Annotated in this window: 19 protein-coding genes; 10 read left to right on the forward strand and 9 right to left on the reverse strand. The window is 64.8% G+C overall.

All coding sequences use genetic code 11. The features are described from left to right. Positions 1-13: 13 nt before the first annotated feature. Entirely contained in the window at positions 14-1,666 is a 1,653-nt protein-coding gene (locus tag H4W26_RS08625) for an ABC transporter permease (protein ID WP_192591651.1), read from the reverse strand. Beyond that, positions 1,663-2,643 carry an ABC transporter ATP-binding protein gene (locus H4W26_RS08630; RefSeq protein WP_192591652.1) on the reverse strand — a complete coding sequence of 327 codons (981 nt, stop codon included), beginning with the start codon at positions 2,641-2,643 and terminating at the stop codon, positions 1,663-1,665. Before H4W26_RS08630 ends, H4W26_RS08625 begins: the two co-directional genes overlap by 4 nt. A gap of 213 nt (positions 2,644-2,856) precedes the next feature. Here H4W26_RS08630 and rpmH point away from each other — a divergent pair, with 213 nt between their 5' ends. The 8 genes from rpmH (at position 2,857) to H4W26_RS14150 (ending at position 9,541) form a co-directional block, all read left to right on the forward strand. Beyond that, positions 2,857-2,994, forward strand: a complete 138-nt coding sequence (rpmH, locus tag H4W26_RS08635) for a 50S ribosomal protein L34 (protein ID WP_192591653.1) — start codon at positions 2,857-2,859, stop codon at positions 2,992-2,994. Positions 2,995-3,173: 179 nt separating this feature from the next. Continuing rightward, positions 3,174-3,569 carry a ribonuclease P protein component gene (gene rnpA, locus H4W26_RS08640; RefSeq protein WP_192591654.1) on the forward strand — a complete coding sequence of 132 codons (396 nt, stop codon included), beginning with the start codon at positions 3,174-3,176 and terminating at the stop codon, positions 3,567-3,569. Next, positions 3,566-4,039 carry a membrane protein insertion efficiency factor YidD gene (gene yidD / locus H4W26_RS08645; RefSeq protein WP_192591655.1) on the forward strand — a complete coding sequence of 158 codons (474 nt, stop codon included), beginning with the start codon at positions 3,566-3,568 and terminating at the stop codon, positions 4,037-4,039. Before rnpA ends, yidD begins: the two co-directional genes overlap by 4 nt. A gap of 68 nt (positions 4,040-4,107) precedes the next feature. Further along, positions 4,108-5,067 carry a membrane protein insertase YidC gene (gene yidC, locus H4W26_RS08650; RefSeq protein ID WP_192591656.1) on the forward strand — a complete coding sequence of 320 codons (960 nt, stop codon included), beginning with the start codon at positions 4,108-4,110 and terminating at the stop codon, positions 5,065-5,067. A 2-nt stretch (positions 5,068-5,069) separates the two neighbouring features. Next, positions 5,070-5,708: a Jag family protein gene (locus H4W26_RS08655; protein ID WP_192591657.1), complete on the forward strand. Its 639-nt coding sequence runs from the start codon at positions 5,070-5,072 to the stop codon at positions 5,706-5,708. Beyond that, positions 5,705-6,457: a 16S rRNA (guanine(527)-N(7))-methyltransferase RsmG gene (rsmG, locus tag H4W26_RS08660; RefSeq protein WP_192591658.1), complete on the forward strand. Its 753-nt coding sequence runs from the start codon at positions 5,705-5,707 to the stop codon at positions 6,455-6,457. The genes H4W26_RS08655 and rsmG overlap by 4 nt, the downstream gene beginning before the upstream one ends. A 167-nt stretch (positions 6,458-6,624) precedes the next feature. Beyond that, complete coding sequence (locus tag H4W26_RS08665; protein WP_318779851.1) at positions 6,625-7,515, forward strand: ParA family protein; 891 nt, start codon at positions 6,625-6,627, stop codon at positions 7,513-7,515. A 682-nt stretch (positions 7,516-8,197) separates the two neighbouring features. Continuing rightward, complete coding sequence (locus H4W26_RS14150; protein ID WP_192591659.1) at positions 8,198-9,541, forward strand: ParB/RepB/Spo0J family partition protein; 1,344 nt, start codon at positions 8,198-8,200, stop codon at positions 9,539-9,541. A gap of 84 nt (positions 9,542-9,625) precedes the next feature. Here the strand turns inward: H4W26_RS14150 and trxA are convergent, their stop codons facing one another. From trxA to H4W26_RS08695, 5 genes are all read right to left on the reverse strand, one after another. Beyond that, positions 9,626-9,952, reverse strand: a complete 327-nt coding sequence (gene trxA / locus H4W26_RS08675) for a thioredoxin (protein ID WP_192591660.1) — start codon at positions 9,950-9,952, stop codon at positions 9,626-9,628. 14 nt (positions 9,953-9,966) lie between these two features. Next, positions 9,967-10,977, reverse strand: coding sequence for a thioredoxin-disulfide reductase (gene trxB, locus H4W26_RS08680; RefSeq protein WP_378626001.1), 1,011 nt, complete (start codon positions 10,975-10,977; stop codon positions 9,967-9,969). A 132-nt stretch (positions 10,978-11,109) separates the two neighbouring features. Beyond that, positions 11,110-12,996, reverse strand: a complete 1,887-nt coding sequence (locus tag H4W26_RS08685; protein WP_192591662.1) for a discoidin domain-containing protein — start codon at positions 12,994-12,996, stop codon at positions 11,110-11,112. A gap of 70 nt (positions 12,997-13,066) precedes the next feature. Further along, positions 13,067-14,821: a murein biosynthesis integral membrane protein MurJ gene (gene murJ / locus H4W26_RS08690; RefSeq protein WP_225939651.1), complete on the reverse strand. Its 1,755-nt coding sequence runs from the start codon at positions 14,819-14,821 to the stop codon at positions 13,067-13,069. A gap of 64 nt (positions 14,822-14,885) precedes the next feature. Further along, positions 14,886-15,389 carry an NUDIX hydrolase gene (locus H4W26_RS08695; protein ID WP_225939652.1) on the reverse strand — a complete coding sequence of 168 codons (504 nt, stop codon included), beginning with the start codon at positions 15,387-15,389 and terminating at the stop codon, positions 14,886-14,888. A 127-nt stretch (positions 15,390-15,516) separates the two neighbouring features. Here H4W26_RS08695 and H4W26_RS08700 point away from each other — a divergent pair, with 127 nt between their 5' ends. Beyond that, positions 15,517-16,941 (forward strand): CCA tRNA nucleotidyltransferase, encoded by a 1,425-nt coding sequence (locus tag H4W26_RS08700; protein WP_192591664.1) that lies wholly within the window; start codon positions 15,517-15,519, stop codon positions 16,939-16,941. Here H4W26_RS08700 and H4W26_RS08705 read toward each other — a convergent pair. Continuing rightward, complete coding sequence (locus H4W26_RS08705; protein WP_192591665.1) at positions 16,913-18,391, reverse strand: glycosyltransferase family 87 protein; 1,479 nt, start codon at positions 18,389-18,391, stop codon at positions 16,913-16,915. The two genes, H4W26_RS08700 and H4W26_RS08705, sit on opposite strands and share 29 nt — an antisense overlap. Positions 18,392-18,535: 144 nt before the next feature. On the opposite strand from H4W26_RS08705, the gene H4W26_RS08710 reads away from it, so the two are divergent. Then, complete coding sequence (locus H4W26_RS08710; RefSeq protein WP_192591666.1) at positions 18,536-19,621, forward strand: inositol-3-phosphate synthase; 1,086 nt, start codon at positions 18,536-18,538, stop codon at positions 19,619-19,621. Positions 19,622-19,734: 113 nt separating this feature from the next. Here H4W26_RS08710 and H4W26_RS08715 read toward each other — a convergent pair whose 3' ends face one another. Beyond that, the gene (locus H4W26_RS08715) at positions 19,735-20,601 is read right to left on the reverse strand and encodes a potassium channel family protein (protein WP_192591667.1); all 867 of its coding nucleotides are present in this window, start codon (positions 20,599-20,601) and stop codon (positions 19,735-19,737) included. Between the last annotated feature and the right edge of the window lie 118 nt (positions 20,602-20,719).

The following is a 20,719-nucleotide window of genomic DNA, read 5'->3' on the forward strand; positions in this document are numbered from 1 at the left end:
CCGTCATCCCGGCTCATCCGCTGGTGATCTCCCGGCGCTGCCAGCCGAGCACACCGAGCATGAGACCGGCCACGCCGAGCGCGCTCAGGACGAGGACCGGGGCCCATGTCACAGGTTCCACCGGGTATGGGGACAGGTGCGAGAAGACGTTGAAGTTCTGCATCACGCCGGGCAGATCCAAGAGCCGTCCGAAGTTTGTCATCACCGCGGCATAGCCGACCACGGCCCACCCGATGACCCCGGTGAACCGCGGTGCCCAGCCGAAGACGGCGACGACCAGCCCGAGCACGGCCAGCACCGCAGGGCCCTGGTGCAGGCTGGCGAGCAGGAGGTCGACGAAGTGCTGCGCGCGGTCCTGATGCAGCACCGCCGCAGCCGCGCCCCCGGTCGCCAGACCCACCAGCAGCAGGATCAGGGCCAGCCCCAGCACAAGCACCGCCACGTGGGCGATCAGCCAGCCTCTGCGGCCCAACGGAGCCGTGAGCAGCATCGCGGCGCGACCCTGTGATTCTTCACCGCGGATCTGTTGCACTGCGTTCACGCCTGCCGCAGCCACCAAGATCGCCAGAAAGAGACCGATATAGGCCAGGTAGCCGAGCATCAGGGATTCGCCGGTGAAGACCTGCTGGAACTGTTCGGGGAGATCACCGGCCGCTTCGACCATGGTCTGGGCGTAGCCGCCGAACATCGCGCCACACAGGACAAGGGCCAGACCCCACCCGCGCAGACCTCCGCGCAGACTCTCCCACGCGATTCCCAGCGGGGTCCCCAGCGAGGGCCTGGCGCGCGCGGGTCCGGGTCTGCCGGGGAACAGACCCGCGCCGAGGTCCCGGCGGGTGCTCAGGTGAAAGGCCCACAGCAGCCCTGCCACGGTGAGGGCACCAGGCAGCAGCAGAGGCCACCAGCGGTCCTGGACATAGGGGGCCGTCTGTTGAGACCAGCCCAGGGGTGAGAACCAGGAGAGCGTCGTGCCACCGGGGGCTGCGGCGTCCCCACCCATCCGGATCAGATAGCTCAGCCCGAGCACCGAGCCTGCGACGGCCGACGCGGCGCGAGAGGCTTCGGTCAACTGGGCTGAGACCGCACCGACGGCGGCGAAGAACAGGCCGACGGCGGCTCCTGAACCCGCGATAAGCAGGGAACCTGGGACGGCGAAGCCCCCGGAGAGGGCCCCGAGCATGACCAGGAATGTTGCGCAGATGGTGCTCAGGAAGACCAAGAGGACGGCGGCGGCGAGCGTCGCGTGACGTCCCAGGACATTCGCACGAAGCAGCTCCGCACGCCCGGACGCCTCTTCACCACGGGTGTGGCGAGTAACAGTGAAGAGGCTCATCAGGGCGATGAGCAGATAGATGAACAGCGCGTATCCAGCGGCGTAGAACCGCTCGAAGGTGGGCTCCGCCATCCCGTAGGCGGGCCCTGTCATCAACCGGCCCACCGGATCGGTGAAGACCCCGGCCATCTGCACGAGCTCCTCCTCGTCGCTGACGATGGCCTGCACCGCATTGGCCACGTAGAAGCTCATCAGCCCGATCCCCAGGACCCAGAGGCTCAGCCGGAGACGATCCTGCCGGAGCATGAAGCGCAGCAGAAGGACGGTTCCGGTGAGGCTTTCCTGGACAGAGGACCCGGTGACCGTGGGGGCCCACCGGGCTGCGGCGTTCATGATCTCTCCGTGGTGATGTGCCCTGGCCTGCCCCTCGGACCCGTTCCCGCGTGATGGTGTCCGGCGGCGGCCCCGTAGTGACGGATCAGCAGCTGCTCCAGTGTCGGTGGGTGGGCAGTCAGCGAGCGGACTCCCAGGGAGGTCAGATACGCCATCACCTCTCCCAGATGCTCGCCGTCGATCTCGACGACGGCGCGGCGCGAGTCCGCGTCCAGGCGCACGTCATGGACTCCCTCGAGCTGGGACAGTCTCTCCGGCAGCATCTTCGTCTCCACCTCCACTGTGGTGCGAGTCATGTGGCGAAGCTCGGTGAGGCTTCCAGACTCCACGATCCGTCCCTCACGAATGATCGACAACCGGTCTGAGAGCACCTCCACCTGGGCCAGGATGTGACTTGAGAGCAGGACTGACGTGCCCTGGGCCGTTGTCTCGGCGATGACCTCTTGGAAGACCACCTCCATCAGCGGATCCAGGCCCGAGGTGGGCTCATCGAGGAGCAGCAGGTCGACGTCGGCGGCCAGCGCTGCGATCAGCGCGACCTTCTGCCGGTTGCCCTTCGAGTAGGTGCGGGTCTTCTTGCGTGGATCCAGACCGAAGCGGTCGATGAGATCGTCCCGGCGACGTGTCGTGTATCGGGTGCCTGCATCACGGCTGCGCAGTCGCAGGAACAGGTCGATCACTTCGCCACCGGTCAGGCTCGGCCAGAGCTCGACGTCGCCGGGCACGTAGGCGAGCCGACGGTGCAGTGCCACGGCGTCACGCCACGGGTCCCCGCCGAACACGCGTGCGACTCCGGAGTCTGCGCGCAGCTGGCCCAGAAGCACCCGCAGCGCCGTAGATTTCCCGGCACCGTTGGGTCCCAGGAAGCCATGGACTTCACCAGCTGCGACGCTGAGGTCCAGACCGTCCAGAGCGTGCACCCGTCCAAATGACTTGATCAGACCTTTCACGTGAATCACGGGGTGATCGGCAGTCATGAGTCTTCCCTCCACGGACCCAGCGGCAGCCGGGGACACTACGATAGATCTCGGTGGCGCGGCAGCCAATGGTGCACAGGCCGCCCCGGCAGACTTGACGGCGCGCCGGGGAAACCCTAGTGTTGACAGGTCGCCCCACGGTTCTGCCGTGCCTGCACGCAGGAACTTGTCCGGGGCCCGAATGACTTCAAACCATCCAAGTGGGAGTACACAGTGAGCAAGCGGACTTTCCAGCCGAGCAACCGCCGTCGCAGCCGCAAGCACGGCTTCCGTTCCCGTATGCGCACCCGTGCCGGCCGGTCGATCATCTCGACGCGTCGCAACAAGGGCCGCAAGGAACTTTCGGCCTGATCTAGAGCAATTCACGCTGACCCACGGTCAGATGGTTCCGGTGCACCGCACCTGGACCTACACACGGCCCGTCCCGCAGAATATGGGAACGGGCCGTTCGTGCATCTGGTGTGCGCATGTGCCGCTGCCGAGGGCACAATCCGCAGGAACCAGGACGCAGCGAATGGAGGCCGAGCGCCGTGCTCCCCAAAGAACACCGGCTCACCTCCTCGCGCGATCATCGGGACACCATGCGGCAGGGCTCGCGCGCCGGAGGCGGCGGTGTGATGGTGGCCGTGAGGATCGGGCCACATCGTTCAGCTGCAGGGACCGATCCATGGCGGTGCGGTCTCGTCGTCTCCAAGGCCGTGGGGAACGCCGTCGTCCGGCACCGCGTGCAGCGGCGGCTGCGGCACATCATCTTCGACCTCATGCGAGATGATGCTCTCGCAGCACCCGAGGGAGGCCAGCTGGACATGGTCATCCGGGCATTTCCCGAGATCGTCGACCTGGATCACAAGGAGTTGAGCTCTGCGGTGCACAGTGCCGCGGAGCGGGCGCTGCGCAAGACGTCGCGACAGCGGGGACAGCAATGAGCGCTGACTCCTCCCGCGAAGCCGACGCCTTCCCGGAGCCCCCCGGCTCCCCGGAGTCCACATGGATCAGGCATTCCAGCTACTACGTGGCGCGGGGTGAAACTCCTGGACGGCCGACCACTGACGTCGACGAGAGTCAGCTGCGCCGCGGCTATTGGGGCTGGCTTCGCGTCGGCCCCTCGACGCTGCTCGCCCTGCTGATCAGGGGGTACCGAAAGGTCATCTCCCCGCTCTATGGGCAGGTCTGCAGCTTCTATCCCAGCTGTTCCGCCTATGGGCTCGAAGCAGTGACCGCCCACGGAGTGATTCGTGGGGTTCCGCTCACCGCGTGGAGGGTGTTGCGATGCAATCCGTTCACCGGAGGCGGGGTAGACCCAGTGCCAGCCACCGCAAGGATTTGGCCGCAGGGTGCAGTACCGACGATCATAGAGACAAACCACCCACCGATTCCCCGCGGTGATGATGACTGACGTCCTCACCACCCTTGAGCCGGCAGGCTGCTTCGGCATGACGCCTGGCCACAACATCTGAGAGATACATGGGCTTTTTCGACACAATCATGTGGCCCTTCACCTGGGCCGTCTCCTTCATCCTGAGCACCTTCCATGGCCTGCTGTCCGCCATCGGGCTGCCCTATGACTCGGGATGGAACTGGGTTCTGTCCATCGTCCTGCTCGTGCTCGTGATCCGCATCATCTTGATCCCGCTGTTCGTCAAGCAGATCAAGTCCCAGCGAGGGATGCAGGTCATCCAGCCTGAGGTGCAGAAGCTGCAGGCGAAGTACAAGGGCAAGAAGGACGCCGTCTCCCGCCAGCAGATGGCCCAGGAGCAGCAGGCGCTGTTCAAGAAGCACAATGTGAACCCGTTCATGACGTGTCTTCCGCTCCTGGCGCAGATGCCGATCTTCTTCGCGCTCTTCTGGATGCTCAACCGGATGCGCGAGGAGCAGAACCAGCAGCAGGGCTACGGCGCGCTCAGTGCCGATGAAGTGCAGAGCTTCGACGGGTCCTCGATCTTCGGCGTGAGCATGTCGGACATGTTCCTGCCCTCGTTCAGCGCGGACCCTACGCGCTGGGACGTCGTCATCCTGACCTCGATCATGATCGTCACCATGGTGGCCACCCAGTTCTTCACCCAGAAGCAGCTGATGAGCAAGAACATGTCCGAGGCTGCGCTGACGGGGCAGTTCGCACAGACCCAGAAGATGATGCTCTATGTGCTTCCGCTGGTCTTCGTCATCGGTGGCGTGAACTTCCCCGTGGGTGTGCTCGTCTACTGGACGGCGACGAACTTCTGGACCATGGGCCAGCAGTGGTGGGTCATCCGGAACAACCCGACCCCGGGCTCCCTGGCAGAGAAGGAACTCAACCTGCGCCGTTCCGCCCGCGGCCTCCCGCCATTCAATGAGGCCGCGAAGCCCGTGGAGCAGCCCAAGCCGACCGGCAAGCACCTGGGCCAGACCTCTCAGCCGGCGAAGAAGAAGAAGAGGAAGAAGTAGTCATGAGCGAGAACGAGACACAGTTGCCCCAGGCCGACGGCGCGGAGCAGGGTATTGTCCCCGCCGAGGCCGAGGAAGCGCCAGCTGCAGCAGCCGAGCCCGTGGCACCGGACTCCAAGGGTGCCGACGATGACTCTGAGGGTGCAGACGAGGCAGCCACGGATCGGGCCCCCGCAGAAGGCGCCACGGACGAGGGCGACATCGCGGCTGACTACCTCGAGGAGCTGCTCGACATCGCTGACCTCGACGGGGACATCGACATCGAGGTCCGAGGTGGACGCACTTATGTCTCGATCCTCACCGAAGACGGTGGAGATGAGCTTGACGATCTAGTCGGCCGCGATGGCGAGGTGCTCGACGCGCTGCAGGAGCTGACCCGTCTGGCGGTGCTGACAGCCACGGGCGATCGGACACGCCTCGTCCTGGACATCTCAGGTCACCGCGACCGTCGTCAGTCGGAGCTCAAGCAGCTCGCTGAGGACGCCATCGCAAAGGTTCAGGATCGCAGGGAGGACGTGCACCTGGAGCCCATGAGTGCTTACGAGCGGAAGATCGTGCACGATTTCGTCGCCGACTCCGGTCTGATCAGCGAATCCGAGGGCGAAGGCAAACGTCGCCACGTCGTGATCTCAGCCTCATGAGCGAGCACCCGCGGGTAGACGACGACTCGGTGAATGAGGAGTCTGCACAGACTCGCTTCGCAGAAGAGGACTCAGCAGACACCCCAGAGACCGTGGAGGAGACTCCCGAGCTCACCGAACCGGAACGCGCGGCGGCCTTGACGCTTTTCGGCGACCGGTTGGAGCTCGCCGAACGATACGTGGGGCACCTGTGCTCCACGGGTATCGATCACGGACTGCTCGGTCCGCGCGAGGTCCCCCGCATCTGGTCTCGTCATGTGCTCAACTGCGCCGTTCTGGCGCCAGAGCTCACCGCTGACACCACCGTCGCGGATGTGGGTTCAGGGGCGGGACTGCCGGGACTTGCGCTCGCGATTGCACGCCCCGACGTGGAGTTCATCCTCATCGAACCGATGGAGCGTCGAGTCGAATGGCTCAGCACCGTGGTGCAGGACCTGGACCTGGACAACGTCCAGCTGATTCGCGCCCGAGCAGAGGAAGTCACCGATGAAGTGATGGCCGACGTGGTCACTGCGCGCGCCGTGACAGCACTCAAAAAGCTTTTGCCCCTTACAGTGCCTCTGTTGGATGACGACGGCGAGCTGCTGCTCCTCAAGGGTCGCAGCGTGCGCGCCGAGATCGAGGCGGCATCCAAGTCATTCAGCAGATACAAGCTTCAGAAGCCGACCGTCGAGCTGCTGGGCGAGGGTCTGCTCGAAGAGCCGAGCACGGTGGTCCGTTGCCGTCGCCGCTCCGCTCGGGTGGCCTAGACTCGTGCATGCCTGCGCGGCGCGTGCCGCCAGGAGTCCTCGTGTGCATGAAGGAACGATTCGTGACTAAGGAGAGGTGGCCCGTGCAAGAGAACCGCGTTTCACGTGAAACAAGTGGTACCGCAAAGGCCGCCGGCGACGCTGCCAGTGCGGCTGAAGGGTCTTCGATCCTCGATTCATTCGCGGCCTCTTCTCCCCTGGCGGCCGAGCTGGCAGACGAGAATCGCCGTCGCAAGAAGCTGGTCTCCACGGAGCTGGATCGACCCGAGCACACGCGTGCGATCACCGTCTCGAACCAGAAGGGCGGAGTCGGAAAGACCACCAGCACGGTCAATCTCTCGGCGGCCCTGGCCGATCAGGGATTCAACGTCTTGGTCATCGACATCGATCCCCAGGGCAACGCCTCGACCGCGTTGGGAGTTGAGCACTCCGCGGACACCGACTCCGTGTACGACGTGCTGATTGAGGACTTCGCCCTCGCCGACGTGGTGGCTGACTGTCCAGACATCCCTCGCCTGCAGGTAGTCCCCGCTACCATCCATCTCGCCGGTGCAGAGATCGAGCTGGTATCCCTGGTGGCTCGGGAACAGCGGCTACAGCGTGCCCTGGCCGAGTACTACCGCTACCGCGAGGACAATAGCCTGGAGCGGCTGGATTTCGTGTTCATCGACTGCCCCCCAAGCCTCGGACTCCTCACTGTCAATGCCTTTGTCGCCGCGCAAGAGGTGTTGATACCGATCCAGTGCGAGTACTACGCCCTGGAGGGCCTGAGCCAGCTGCTCAACAACATCGGGATGATTCAGAAGCACCTGAACCCGCCGCTCAAGGTCTCCACCATCCTGCTGACCATGTATGACGGGCGAACGAACCTTGCATCGCAGGTCGCCGAAGAGGTTCGGGAACATTTCCCGGAGTCGGTGCTGAAGGCCGTGATCCCGCGCAGCGTTCGCATCTCCGAGGCACCCTCCTATCAGCAGTCGGTGATCAGCTACGACCGTTCCTCCACCGGAGCGCTCGCCTATCTTGAAGCAGCGGCAGAGCTGGTTCAGCGCTCCTGACCGGCGACATGCCATCACGCAGCGGGTGGTGAAGGGGCTGCGTTTCACGTGAAACGAGGCTCAGCAGTCTTGAGCTTCTGCGCGCCTCGGTTTCACGTGAAACAACGGGACCTGGACGGACGCTCGCGATCATCTTCGTGCCGGCCGCGAATCGGTGTCCAACTGTTCAGTCGGTACGTCAGCTCATCCAGGGTCGGCCAACACCAGAATTCGTCGGTGCTAGCCCGAGGACTGTTTCACGTGAAACGCCGACATGGCGGGCTCTGTTTCAGCGTGGTGTGCCTCTTCACGTGAAACTGCGGTGAGTTCGTATTCCATCCTGTGGATGAGTTCTCTGAGTGTGTCCGCTTGGCGGCCATGCACCCCTCGGCCTCTCCGGGACTCGCGATGCTCGCAATCGATCATGTCGAGCCGACCGCTATCGCGGCGCGGTTTCACGTGAAACCGAGGTTAGACCCGTCGGGTGGTGAGCTGAAGTTTCACGTGAAAAGCCTTGGTGACCTCTCCCTGGGCAGCAAGTGCGCCATGGGGCTTGCAGCGCATCACGAAATTGCCTCCCGTTTCACGTGAAACGTGCTTCTATCACTGTCGCTGGCATGATCACTGACAAAATCTCCGTAGAATGGGACCTACCGCGCTGAGCTCACGCGGGTTGAGGTCAATGTCTCTAGGAGGCCCCTGCATGGCGGAACGTAAACGGCGCGGTTTGGGACGGGGTCTAGGTGCGCTGATCAACAGTGATTCCCAAGATCAGGAGTACCAGCAGCAGAAGGAGGGCGCTGAGACTGCCTCGTTGGCCTCAGAGACTGAGAAGCAGACATCATCCGGTCCTGTTTCACGTGAAACTGCAGAAGGCCGATCGAGTGCTCCCCGTCCGATCGATGTGTTCTTTTCCGCGAAATCGGATCTCGAAGGGCCGTATGTAGCCCGCGATTCTACGGTCATCCAACGATCGGTGACGTCATCCCGACGACCAGGTGCCGGACAACGAGCGCCGATGCCGGACGTGCTCTCGCGCGGGGCTGCTAAGGCCGCTGAGCGGCAGGCTGCTCCGCAAAGTGGTGCCCAGGCGGTGGAGAACCAACCATCTTCGGTGAGCGGTGTTCCGGAGGCTCATGAAGGCGCTCATTCGGCGGTGGAATCCTCGGAATCCGTTGAGAAACTGGGACAGGACGGTGCGTGGACCAGCTCCGTTTCACGTGAAACCGGCGGATCGGTGGATGGCGCCGAATTCCGATCAATACCTGTGGATTCGATCGTGCCGAACCCACGCCAGCCGCGTCAGGAATTCGACGAAGAGCACATGGATGAGCTCATCCATTCGATCCGCGAGATCGGCATGCTGCAGCCGGTCGTTGTCCGGCCGGCGGGCGAGGGTCTCTACGAGCTGGTCATGGGAGAGCGACGCTGGCGTGCCTCGAAGGCTGCGAACCTCGAGACGGTTCCTGCGATCGTCAGAACGACCAAGGATGACGACCTTCTGCGGGACGCTCTCTTGGAGAACATCCACCGGTCTCAGCTGAACCCGTTGGAAGAGGCGGCGGCGTATCGGCAGCTCCTGGACGACTTCAACTGCACGCAGGATGAACTGGCGGAGCGCATCGGACGCTCCCGACCCCAGATCAGCAATACTTTGAGACTCATGAAGCTCCCTCCCGCGGTGCAGCGGCGAGTTGCTGCGGGTGTGCTCTCATCGGGACACGCCAGGGCGCTGCTCGGGTTGAAGTCACCGGAGCAGATGGAGCAGCTGGCTGGCCGGATCGTGGCTGAGGGACTCTCGGTGCGCGCGACCGAAGAGGCGGTGACGCTTGCCCAGCGAGACCAGGGCTCATCAGAGGATTTGGGGCGCGAGTGGACGAAGAGCCCCCGGGTGCAACAACTCGAGGAGTTCTCTGATGCGCTGACGGATCGACTCGACACCCAGGTCAAGATCACCCTGGGAGCAAAGAAGGGCCGCATCGCGATTGACTTCGGCTCTATTGATGATCTGCACCGGTTGATGGACATGATCGGCAGCCGAAGCTGACGTTTCACGTGAAACAGAGCGGGCCCGGAACGATGATTCGTTCCGGGCCCGCTCTTTTGCCGTCTAGACCGGCTTGTCAGCTGTTCAGCTCAGCAGGTCAGCGAACTCCTGCTCCAGAACCTGCTTCGGCTTGGCGCCGATGGAGGACTGGACGTGCTCGCCGTCCTTGAAGGCATAGACCGCTGGGATCGAGGTGATGCCGAACTTCGCAGCGGTCCCCGGGTTCTCATCCACGTTGACCTTCACCACCTGGATCTTCTCCGGGTTCTCCGCGGCGAGCTCTTCGAGGATGGGTGTCAGCATGCGGCAGGGACCGCACCACTCGGCCCAGAAGTCGACGAGCACGGGCTTGTCGGCCTGCAGGACGTCCTGCTCGAAGCTGGCGTCAGTGACATTCTTGAGATCTGACATATAGATCTCCTTCCTTAGAGAGGTACAGGGGCGTTATGGGTCTCATCAGCCGGGACCTCTGCGGCGTCGGTAGGAACGTTGTCCGCCAGCCAGTGCTCCACATCGAGGGCCGCCACGCAGCCGGAGCCTGCGGCCGTGATGGCCTGGCGGTAGGTCGGGTCGAGCACATCACCGGCGGCAAAGACACCCGGCAGCGAGGTCCTTGAGCTGCGCCCATCGACCCAGGCTGTGCCGTCTTCGGTGAGTGTGATCTGGTCCTTGAAGAGAGCTGTTCGTGGGTCATGACCAATCGCCACGAACAGACCTGTCACGTCCAGAGCTGAAGGCTCTCCCGTGACGGTGTCGCGCAGGATCAGGCGGTTGACCTTCCCCTCTCCCTGGACCTCGGTCACCTCGGTGTTCCAGACGAACGAGATCTTCTCATTGGCCTTGGCACGGTCCACCATGATCTGCGAGGCACGGAGCTCCTCGCGGCGATGCAGCACGGTGACCTGAGAGGCGAACTTTGTCAGGAACAGCGCTTCCTCCATGGCAGAGTCACCGCCACCGACCACGGCGATGTTCTGTTCGCGGAAGAAGAAGCCGTCGCAGGTCGCGCACCAGCTGACTCCGTGACCCGAGAGCTCCTTCTCCCCGGGGACACCGAGCTCGCGGTAGGCAGACCCGGTGGCCAGCACCACGGCGCGGGCATGCAAGACGTCCCCGGCACCCGTGGTGATCTGCTTGATAGGACGGTCCAGGATCAGCTCTGTGGCGTCCTCGTGACGAATGTCGGCGCCGAAGCGTCGCGCCTGCTGTTCCATGTTCATCATGAGATCCGGCCCCATGATGCCCTCGGGGAAGCCTGGAAAGTTCTCGACGTCCGTGGTGTTCATCAGCTCGCCGCCGGCGGTCACGGAGCCTGTCAGCACGATGGGATTCAGGTTCGCGCGGGCCATATAGACGGCTGCGGTGTAGCCCGCCGGGCCGGAGCCGACGATGACCACATCATGTACCTGGTCAGGGGTCTGTTCAGTCACAATCACATGTCCTTAGCAACGGTCGTGGTATCTGGAATATTGAACATCATCGATGTTCAACCTATTCCTTCACCCGCCAGCCTACTGGAGCCATCCCTGTGCCCCCACTGGTGTCCCCGCCCTGCGGCGGGCAGGTCATCAGTCGACGCTGATCTCGCTGAGCTCCACGCTGTAGGGCAGTCCCGCCTGATCCGGGGACTCCTGTGTGGGCAGCTCGGTGATGTTGATGATGATGTAGGACGCCTCAGTCTCGCCCTCGAGCTCGACGGTGGTCTCGTTCCAGTTCAAGGTGCCGGTACCCACTTCTTGGGCCCCGTCGAGGCTTGCTGTGTCATTGGTCAGCACTTCGAAGCTTCCACCCGAGGACTCACCCTCCTGGGTGAGAGTCACGGCGGAGACTGTGGTGGGCTCTTCGAGCTCGGCAACGAGGGCCACATTGGAGCTGAAGCCCCCGAAGTCCTCCGTGGCGAAGGACAGGGTGACCCAGGAGGTGGAGGTATCGCCGTCGAAGAGATTGGGAAGCTGTCCATCGCGGTCCGCGATGAGATCCGGCGCGTCAGGCACGACGCGGGTGACACCGACGATGGCCGGCTCGGGACCAGTCTCCGCGCTGGGTGAGGCCTCCTCGCTCGGCGCGGCCTCTTCGGATTCAGCAGGCTCTTCGGACGGCTGTTCCTCAGCAGCGTCCTGCTCCTCCTCTGCAGGGGCGGAGGCGTCCTCGACTTCGCCTCCGCGCAGGCTCAAGAACATCACGACAGCGACCACCACGAGGACCGCCGCCAGCGCGACCGCGAGGATCCAGCGTCGTGGACCTGGTTTCTCATCGCGGAAGTCAGCATCGGGGGCCTCATCCTCATCGTCCCCCGAGCCGGGCCCTCCATGGGTGGATGCCGCATCGGCGGTGACGCTGGGAGATGCCTGCTGCTGCGATGCCCCCGGGTGCTGAGCTGCCGACTGGGGAGGCTGAAGTGCGGCTTCTTCTTCCAGGCTGGGAACCGGGCGGATCAATCCGGTGAAGGAGAGTGCATCGCGAAGGCGCGCCGGCGCGGTCTGAGGTCCGCCTCCTGCAGTGGGCGGGGTGGGCGGTGCATCAAAGTCGTCGACCGGTGAATCGGGCGGGTTGTCCACGACCTCTTCACCGTCCGGCAGGACCTCGTCGTCGCCGTGTGGGCTCGTTAGTGCATCGTCTGTGCCCCCGGCTGCGGACTCCCCGGTTCCGGACTGCTCGGATGCGGAGGGCTCGGCGACGGTGGAGGACGCCAGTGCGGCGGTGCCTGCCGCGGCAGCCCCGGCGGAGGCACTGCCAGTCCCACGGCGGAGGTCGGCCTCCCGCGGTGTGGCTGGTTGGGCCTCGAGGTGGGCCGAGAAGTCCTCGCCGGTGTCACCCGCGGCGTCTGCCGGGAGCACCTCCATGTCATGGCGCAGGAACGTGGCGGCCTCTTCGCGCGCCTGATCGACCTGCTCTGCAGCCATGGCGAGGGCCGCGGCATCGTTCTCAGAGTTCAGCCTGCGGTTCAACGAATCCGAGACCTTGTCGAGGAAGGCCGGGCGGCGCCGACGGAAGCGTCGCGCTGGATCCTCGGGGCGATCGGAGTCCCCGTGCAGGGCGGCGTAGTACTCGTCGTCGTCGTCGAAGGTCTCCGGCTCCATCACGCGGGACTGCCCGAAGAGCTCGGAGCCCAGGGAGTCGGTGAAGAAGGGCTCGACGTAGGGCGCGGAGTCCGGCACCACGAGGTCCAGGAGGTGATTGGGGTCCACCAGGGAGGAGATCAGATAGGTGCGCTCGTCGGCGAGGCCGAGATCGAGGACCTGCACGTCGGAGTCGCGCGCCCCGGTGGCGAGCTCGCGGGCTGAGGTCGCCACCTGCTTGGCATTGGACCGAGACGCCAACAGGATGCTGACATTGCGGTCCAGGACCTCGTCGCTCGCCTGGAAGACGATGTCCTGATCGGCAGACGTCACCACATGATGGGTGATGCGATAGCGCCCACCAACAACATCGCCGACGCCGAAAGGCTGCGCCACAAGTCCTCCTGGGTCCGGGAAATATCCTGTCCGCTCATTGGAAGCGGTCAGGTTCACATCGGGGGCAAGCTTACCGGGCGAGCCTGGACAATGCAGGGATCCTCCGTGCCAGCGGCGCGATCGCCGCGGTGAACTCATCCACCTTCAGGGCGCGCAGCATCAGCACGTAGACCAGAGCCATCACCACCCCGACGACGGCGCAGCTCACCACGGCGGTGAAGATCGACTCCCAGGCGAAGCCCCAGGAGTATCCGCCGAGCAGCCAGAGCGTTCCGGCCCCGGCGGCCCCCGCCACTGCCGCACACGCGCCCGAACGCAGATAGGCGCTGAGCACCGAGGCAAAGTCGAATCCGCCCCAGCGGCGGACCACCAGCAGGTGACAGATCAGGTACTGCAGGATGTGCAGGGCAGAGAAGAGCCCGATCACCAGGTAGGCGATGTCCTGCTCAGGGACGACAGTGGCCAGCCCATAGGCAGTGGTGAGACCCACGACGGCGATGATCGCGTAGATCATCATGGGAGTCTTGGCGTCCTCGGCGGAGTAGAACACGCGCATCAGGTAGAAGCTGGCGGACCGGAAGGGCATGCCCAGGGCGAGCAGCACCAGGAGCTGGCCGATGGCCGCACCCGCCAGGTTCGCATCGGCAGCCGAGCCGGCGAAGATCCTTCCCAGCTGGCCTGCCAGAACCAGCACTGCCACCATGCAGAACATCACCGGTATCGCGAAGATCCGCAGTCCCTCGTTGATGATCTCCCGGGCGCGACCGTAGCGACCCAGGTCCATGGCGCGGGCGAGCTGGTTGAACAGCACCGTCGCGATGGAGAGCACGAAGACCGAGTGCGGAAGGATGGCAATCAGTTCGGCGACATTGGCAGCAGTCTCACCGGGCACCGCAGAGCTGAGCTGCCCGAGATCCTGCCGGGCCGCCGTCGCCCCCGAGATCAGGCGCATATAGGCCAGATTCGCGAGGTTGCCGATCAGCATGGTGACCAGCGTCCACCCGGCGATCTTGCCGGTGGAGGCCAGGCCCATCCCCTTGAGCCCGAACTTCGGGCGCAGCCGCAGGCCCAGCCGAGACAGCGGCCAGAGCAGCAGCGCCGCCTGGGCGATGATGCCCACGGTGTGTCCGGCGGCGAGCCAGATGGTCTGCTGTGCGGTCCACTCCGTGAGTTGGTTATCGTCGGAAGAGTATTGCCCGAAGGTGATGATGAAGCTGATGATCACGCCGATGGCGATCACGTTGTTGAGCACCGGAGCCCACATGTACCAGCCGAAACGGGCGTTGGCATTGAGCACCTGCCCGGTCACCGCATAGAGCCCGTAGAAGAAGATCTGCGGCAGCGTCCACACCGCGAAGGCGGTGCCCAGGGCGAGCATCGGTTCGGTCCACCCCCGGGTGAGGGTGGCGATGATCGGGTAGGCCGCCAGGGTGATCAGCACCGCAAAGGCGGCCAGCACCACGATGGTCAGGGTCAGGAGACGAGAGGTGTAGTCCGCACCGCGGTCCGGTCGCCGCGCAGCCTTGATCAGCTGCGGGACCAGGACCACGTTGAACATGCCGCCTGCGAGCAGGAGGTAGACGACGTTGGGGATCGTGTTGGACTTCTCGAAGATGTCAGCCACGAGCGTGGTGTTGCCGATCGCCACGGCCAGCAGGGCGGTGCGGACGAATCCCAGCACTCGCGAGACCAGGGTGCCGGCCGCCATGATCGCACTGGCCCGCGCCAGCCCCTGTGCCGGGAGGTGGCTCTGATCGCTGGTGGGTCCCTCGGGCGGAGGTGGCGGCGGTCCGGTGTCGGTCTGCTGCGGGGAAGTAGCTGTCATCGTCAGTGGACTATAGCCCAGTCACCCCGGGATCTGCCGCGTCAGGCAGGGGCAGGTGGGTGGCTCAGCTCGACTGCACCGTCTCATCGATGACTTGTCGGGCCAGCGCCACGATGCGCCGCTCATTGGGGAAGGAGAGCGTGCGGTCCAGGTCGTCCATGTTGACCCAGGCGACGTCCACGGCCTCATGATCTGGATCGTTCTCGATGCTCAGCTCTCCGCCCACCGCCTCCATGAGGTAGTGGTGCACGGTCTTGTGGACCCGGTGGGTGGGGACGGTGAACCAGTATTCGATGCTGCCCAGCGATGTCAGGATGGCACCCTCGACCCCAGTCTCCTCGGCCACCTCACGCAGCGCCGCCTGCTCGTGGGTCTCCACGCCTTCCGGGTGACCCTTGGGCAGGCACCACTCCAGCCGACCGCCGCGGTTGTAGCGGGCGATGATCGCCACATCGAATCCGGTGGCCGCTGGGCGGATGATGACCCCGCCGGCGCTGACCTCTTCGACCGTGGGAAGGCTTCCCTGCTGCCGGGAGGACTGCCGGTTCGGCAGTCGACGTGCGCCCATTGACACTGTCAATGGGGTGCGCCGTTCACCACCGCTCTCCGGTCTGTTCATACAGAACACTCTAATGGGAGTGCCGGTCTGAGCACGGCGGGCCCGGCCTGCGGGCGTATGGGACACTGTTTTCGCTATGCCTTACCTCCCCTCTGGTTTCCCTGACGGCGCCTGGCTGCCGGACGTCGTCGTCGAACTCGGCGAACTCTTCGCCGCGCGCGGATTCGAGCTCTCACTGGTCGGCGGTCCGGTGCGAGACCTCTTCCTCGGTCGCACCTCGCCGGACCTGGACTTCACCACCGACGCGACCCCGGACCAGATCATCGCCACCGTGTCGGGATGGGCCGAGGCCCATTGGGACATCGGGCGCGATTTCGGCACCATCGGGCTGCGCAAGGGCCAGGACACCATCGAAGTCACGACCTATCGTGCCGAGGCCTATGACCCGACCTCCCGCAAGCCACAGGTCAACTTCGGGACCGACCTGGGTGAGGATCTCGTCCGGCGAGACTTCACTGTCAATGCCATGGCGCTGAAGCTGCCGAGCTTCGAACTCGTCGATCCGCATTCGGGCGTGTCGGATCTGCACCAGCGTGTGCTGCGCACCCCGGCCACCCCTCAGGAGTCCTTCTCGGACGACCCGCTGCGAATGATGCGCGCTGCCCGCTTCACCTCACAGCTGGGCATGGAAGTGGCCCCTGAGGTGCGTGAAGCCATGATTGAGATGGCTGCCCGCGTGGAGATCGTCTCCGCCGAGCGGGTGCGCGAGGAGCTGGTGAAGCTGATCTGCGGGGTCCACCCGAGCGCCGGGATCGATCTGTTGGTGGAGTCAGGCCTCGCGGAGATCATGCTTCCCGAGGTGCCCGCACTGAAGCTCACCGATGACGAGCACCACCGGCACAAGGACGTCTACCAGCATTCGCTCAAGGTGCTCGAACAGGCCTGTTCATTGGAGACCGACGACGACGGCCCGGTGCCCGGTCCCGACTTCGTGCTGCGCTTCGCGGCGCTGATGCACGACGTCGGCAAGCCCAAGACCCGCCGCTTCGAGCCGGGCGGCGGGGTCAGCTTCCGGCATCACGACGTGGTGGGCGCGAAGCAGACCCGGCGTCGCATGCAGGCGCTGAAGTTCGACAAGGCCAGCATCACCGCCGTCTGCCTCCTGGTGGAGCTGCATATGCGCTTCTATGGCTACGGCGACCAGGGGTGGAGTGATTCGGCCGTGCGGCGCTACGTCACCGACGCCGGGGATCAGCTCCAGCGGCTGCACCGGCTGACCCGCTCGGATGTCACCACCAGGAACCGCAAGAAGGCGGCGCGCCTGGACCACGCCTACGACGATCTCGAAGCTCGGATCGCTGAGCTTGCCGAGCGGGAGGAGCTGGACCGGATCCGTCCGCACCTGGACGGTGAACAGATCATGCAGGTGCTGGGGATCGCGCCGGGGCCGGAGGTGGGCCAGGCCTACAGGTTCCTGCTCGAGCACCGCATGGAACATGGTCCGGTGCCGCAGGAGCAGGCAGTGCAGATCCTCAAGGAATGGTCCGCGGCCCAGCAGTAGACGACGCCGGGGGTGATTCGGGCTGGGGCTCAGCCTCGGGCTGTGCCCGTACCTGTGCCTGTGCCTGGGCCGGCGTCTTCGTCGGCATGGCGGAGCGCGCGACCGGGTCACGCGCGGGACGAAGGATGTCCATCACCACTTGGATCATCAGATACAGGGTCGCGCCGATATGGCCCAGGACCGCAGCCACATAGAGCATCGAGTCGAAGGAGTGCTGCGGATCCTGGTCTCCGACCCCGCTGGCCAGGTACATCCAGATGGCCCAGAAGTGCAGCACCTGGAATCCCTGCCAGATCAGTGCGTCTCGCCAGCGCGGGACGGCCAGCGCGATCAGCGGCACCAGCCAGATCATGAACTGCGGCGAATAGACCTTGTTGACCAGCAGGAACGCCGCGAGGATCAGGAACAGCAGCTGGACCATTCGTGGCGGTTCGGGGGCGAGGAGTCCCAGGATCAGGATCGCGACGCAGCTGGCGGCGAAGAGCGTGAAGGACCATGCCGAGATGGTCTCCGCCGTGAGTCCGCTGCCTCCCGACTCCTCGGCGATCACCTGCCAGATATGCCAGGGGGAGGAGTATCCGGCACCGCGCTCTGCCGAGAGTTCGAAGAACTGTGCCCAGGAGCTGAAACTGACAAGCATCGCCGGGACGTTGAGCAGCAGCCAGCTCGCCACAGCGCCGAGCAGGGTGCGCAGAAACACCCCGATGCCCAGGGGAGAGTCTCGGCGCAGCACCAGCACCAGCACCGCCCCCAGCATGAACAGTGGGAAGAGCTTGAAGGAGACTCCGACGCCGATCATCACCCCGGCGCTCACATGGGCCCCGCGGCTGAAGCCCAGGATCGCCAGCGCCAGCGCGGTGACCGCCCAGATGTCCCAGTTGATGCCGATGCCGAAGATGATCGCCGGAGAGGTCGCCACGATCGCGGCGTCCCAAGGGCGGCCCCCGGCGGCCTTCATCACGATGAGCACCAGCACCAGCCAGACCAGTGCAGCGACCGCAAAGCTGAGATCCCAGTACAGCAGCGACGCGCGCCCGGCCTCCCAGACGATTCCCTCCAGGAACTCGAGCCCGAGCAGGACGTGAGTCAGCGCTGCCGCGAGGGCCGCCACCAGGCTGGTGAGCACCGGGTACTCGAAGTATCCCGGGGAGATCAACGGGCTCCAGGGAGACTCAGCGAGTCCTCGCTGTCCGTAGAGGGCGCTGATGTCCGAGTAGCAGCCCGCGTGATAGACCTCCACCCCGCCCCAGCCATTGATCCGGCAATATTGACTGGTCAGTGCGGAGAGCAGAATCGCCAGCACGGTGAGGCCGAGCAGCACCGGAGCAGGGCGCCAGCGTGGACGCAGCCGGCTGCCCACGGGTCCGCCGAGACGGTCCGAGAGGTGCCGCAGCAGCGGATCCTCCCGGCTCGGAGCCACCGGGGGTCGGTCCTTCTCAGCGGGAGTCATCGGCTCAACGATAACCCCCGGCTGATCACGGCGAGCTCTGTGGGGCTATAGGCTTCTCGATCAGGGACACAGGCATGACCGGGATCACCTTCCGCGCCTGTCGGTGTCATCACCATTGAGCACCAGAACCACTAGGAGAACAAGTTGGCAGAACTACCTATCCGGGTCGCCGTCGTCGGTGTCGGAAACTGCGCCGCATCCCTCGTTCAGGGCGTGGAGTATTACAAGGACGCCCCCGATGACCAGAAGGTTCCGGGTCTGATGCACGTGCGCTTCGGCGATTATCACGTCTCGGACGTGCAGTTCGTGGCTGCCTTCGACGTCGACGCGAAGAAGGTCGGTCTGGACCTGGCTGAGGCCATCTCCGCCTCCGAGAACAACACCATCAAGATCGCCGACGTGCCCGAGACCGGAGTCACCGTGCAGCGCGGACCGACCCTTGACGGGCTCGGAAAGTACTACCGGGAGACCATCGAAGAGTCCGACGCCGAGCCGGTGGACGTCGTGGCAGCCTTGAAGCAGGCGCAGGTCGAGGTGCTGGTCTGCTACCTCCCGGTGGGTTCGGAGGACGCGGCCCGCTTCTACGCGCAGGCAGCCATCGACGCCGGCGTCGCCTTCGTCAACGCGCTTCCAGTGTTCATCGCCGGCACACCCGAGTGGGCGGAGAAGTTCACCGCCGCCGGTGTTCCGATCGTCGGGGACGACATCAAATCCCAGATCGGTGCCACCATCACCCATCGCGAGCTTGCACACCTCTTCGAGGACCGCGGCGTCCACCTGGACCGCACGTACCAGCTGAACGTGGGCGGCAACATGGACTTCAAGAACATGCTCGAGCGCGACCGGCTGGAGTCCAAGAAGGTCTCCAAGACCCAGGCCGTCACCTCGAACACCTCGGCAAAGCTGGCCGACCGTGATGTCCACATCGGCCCCAGCGACTACATCCAGTGGCTCGACGACCGGAAGTGGGCATTCATCCGCCTCGAGGGTCGAAACTTCGGCGATGCTCCGGTGTCGATCGAGCTCAAGCTCGAGGTGTGGGATTCACCGAACTCGGCGGGTGTCATCATCGATGCGATCCGTGCGGCGAAGATCGGGCTGGACCGTGGAATCGGCGGCCCGCTGCTCTCGGCGTCGAGCTACTTCATGAAGTCCCCGCCGGAGCAGTTCCACGACGACGTCGCCCACGAGAAGGTCGAAGCCTTCATCCGAGGTGAAGTCGAGCGCTGATCGGACTCGCCCCGCCCGCTTCTGAGCGTTTTACCGGGGCGTGCGTGGTTTACCTAGGCTGCGGTCGGGCCGGTAGTTCACGCACCTCCCGGTAAAACGGTGGGGGCAGAGGGTCAGCCACGGCGCGGATGATCGGCCGCGTAGGCCGAGAAGATCTCATCGAGCTGCTCCCCCGAGACGAATCCGGGGCTGAGGGCATCACCCAGCTGGCCCAGCATCGTCTCCAGCTTGGCTGCAGTCATCCGCACCTCCAGAGATGTGGACTCCGCACCCGCGCGTTGCAGCTCGAGCGCGTAGGGCAGGTGGTGGGAGAAGGAGACCTCCGGGGTGTCTACCTGGAAGTAGTAGGTCTCGCTGTGCTGGTCCAGGTCCACGCAGACCTGGGAGATCTGCTCGGCAACCAGGTCGAGCTGCCCGCTGGCCGCGTGCGAATCCAGTTCCGAAAGCCTCTCCACATAGCCGGCGTCGGAGAGTGCCTTCAGCGTCAGCGCCGCGGAGCGTCGACGCAGGAGCGGCGGATAGACCTGCATGAACCAGGTCAGCGCGCCTGTGAGCAGCGCGAACCCGGTCAGGCCCTGGATCGGCGCGGCCAGTCTCAGGGTCGGTCCGATCGCGACCACGTCGCCGAAGCCCAGGGTCGCCAGCGTCACCAGTGAGATGTAGAGCGCCTCGGCGAACTGCGCATAGTCTGCTGGGTTGATGCCGTCAGAGTAGAGGAATCCGGCGGGGACGTGCGGGTAGTAGATCAGCGCCCAGCCCACTCCCTGGATGAGCACCCAGAGCATCACGATGCCCACCATCGTGGCCGGCCCCAGAGCGAAGCCGAGTCGGTGGCCGCTGGCCCGGGCGATCTTCCACACGCCCGTGAAGATCAGCCCACTGAGCGGACCCTGTCCCCGCGGGTGGAGAAGCTGGTGGAACATGTCCCACAGTCCGAACAGGATCACGGCGATTCCCGCGATGATCAGCACAGTCTCCACAGCCACTCTCCACTCTCGACGAATCTCTCCCGACCCTACCGCCCAGCGTTTTACCGCCTCCTTCGTGGATTACCCGGCCCACGGTCGGCCCGGTACCCCACGGAAGGGGAGGTAAAAC

It is taken from the genome of Nesterenkonia halotolerans, from assembly GCF_014874065.1.
In the GTDB taxonomy this organism is placed as follows: domain Bacteria; phylum Actinomycetota; class Actinomycetes; order Actinomycetales; family Micrococcaceae; genus Nesterenkonia; species Nesterenkonia halotolerans.

Excerpts from the sequence above, each read along its gene's own strand:
- H4W26_RS08625 (WP_192591651.1), bottom strand. The coding sequence starts at position 1,666 with ATGAACGCCGCAGCCCGGTGGGCCCCCACGGTCACCGGGTCCTCTGTC.
- H4W26_RS08630 (WP_192591652.1), bottom strand. The coding sequence starts at position 2,643 with ATGACTGCCGATCACCCCGTGATTCACGTGAAAGGTCTGATCAAGTCA.
- yidD (WP_192591655.1), top strand. The coding sequence starts at position 3,566 with ATGAGCGCTGACTCCTCCCGCGAAGCCGACGCCTTCCCGGAGCCCCCC.
- yidC (WP_192591656.1), top strand. The coding sequence starts at position 4,108 with ATGGGCTTTTTCGACACAATCATGTGGCCCTTCACCTGGGCCGTCTCC.
- H4W26_RS08655 (WP_192591657.1), top strand. The coding sequence starts at position 5,070 with ATGAGCGAGAACGAGACACAGTTGCCCCAGGCCGACGGCGCGGAGCAG.
- rsmG (WP_192591658.1), top strand. The coding sequence starts at position 5,705 with ATGAGCGAGCACCCGCGGGTAGACGACGACTCGGTGAATGAGGAGTCT.
- H4W26_RS14150 (WP_192591659.1), top strand. The coding sequence starts at position 8,198 with ATGGCGGAACGTAAACGGCGCGGTTTGGGACGGGGTCTAGGTGCGCTG.
- trxA (WP_192591660.1), bottom strand. The coding sequence starts at position 9,952 with ATGTCAGATCTCAAGAATGTCACTGACGCCAGCTTCGAGCAGGACGTC.
- murJ (WP_225939651.1), bottom strand. The coding sequence starts at position 14,821 with ATGACAGCTACTTCCCCGCAGCAGACCGACACCGGACCGCCGCCACCT.
- H4W26_RS08695 (WP_225939652.1), bottom strand. The coding sequence starts at position 15,389 with ATGGGCGCACGTCGACTGCCGAACCGGCAGTCCTCCCGGCAGCAGGGA.
- H4W26_RS08700 (WP_192591664.1), top strand. The coding sequence starts at position 15,517 with ATGCCTTACCTCCCCTCTGGTTTCCCTGACGGCGCCTGGCTGCCGGAC.
- H4W26_RS08705 (WP_192591665.1), bottom strand. The coding sequence starts at position 18,391 with ATGACTCCCGCTGAGAAGGACCGACCCCCGGTGGCTCCGAGCCGGGAG.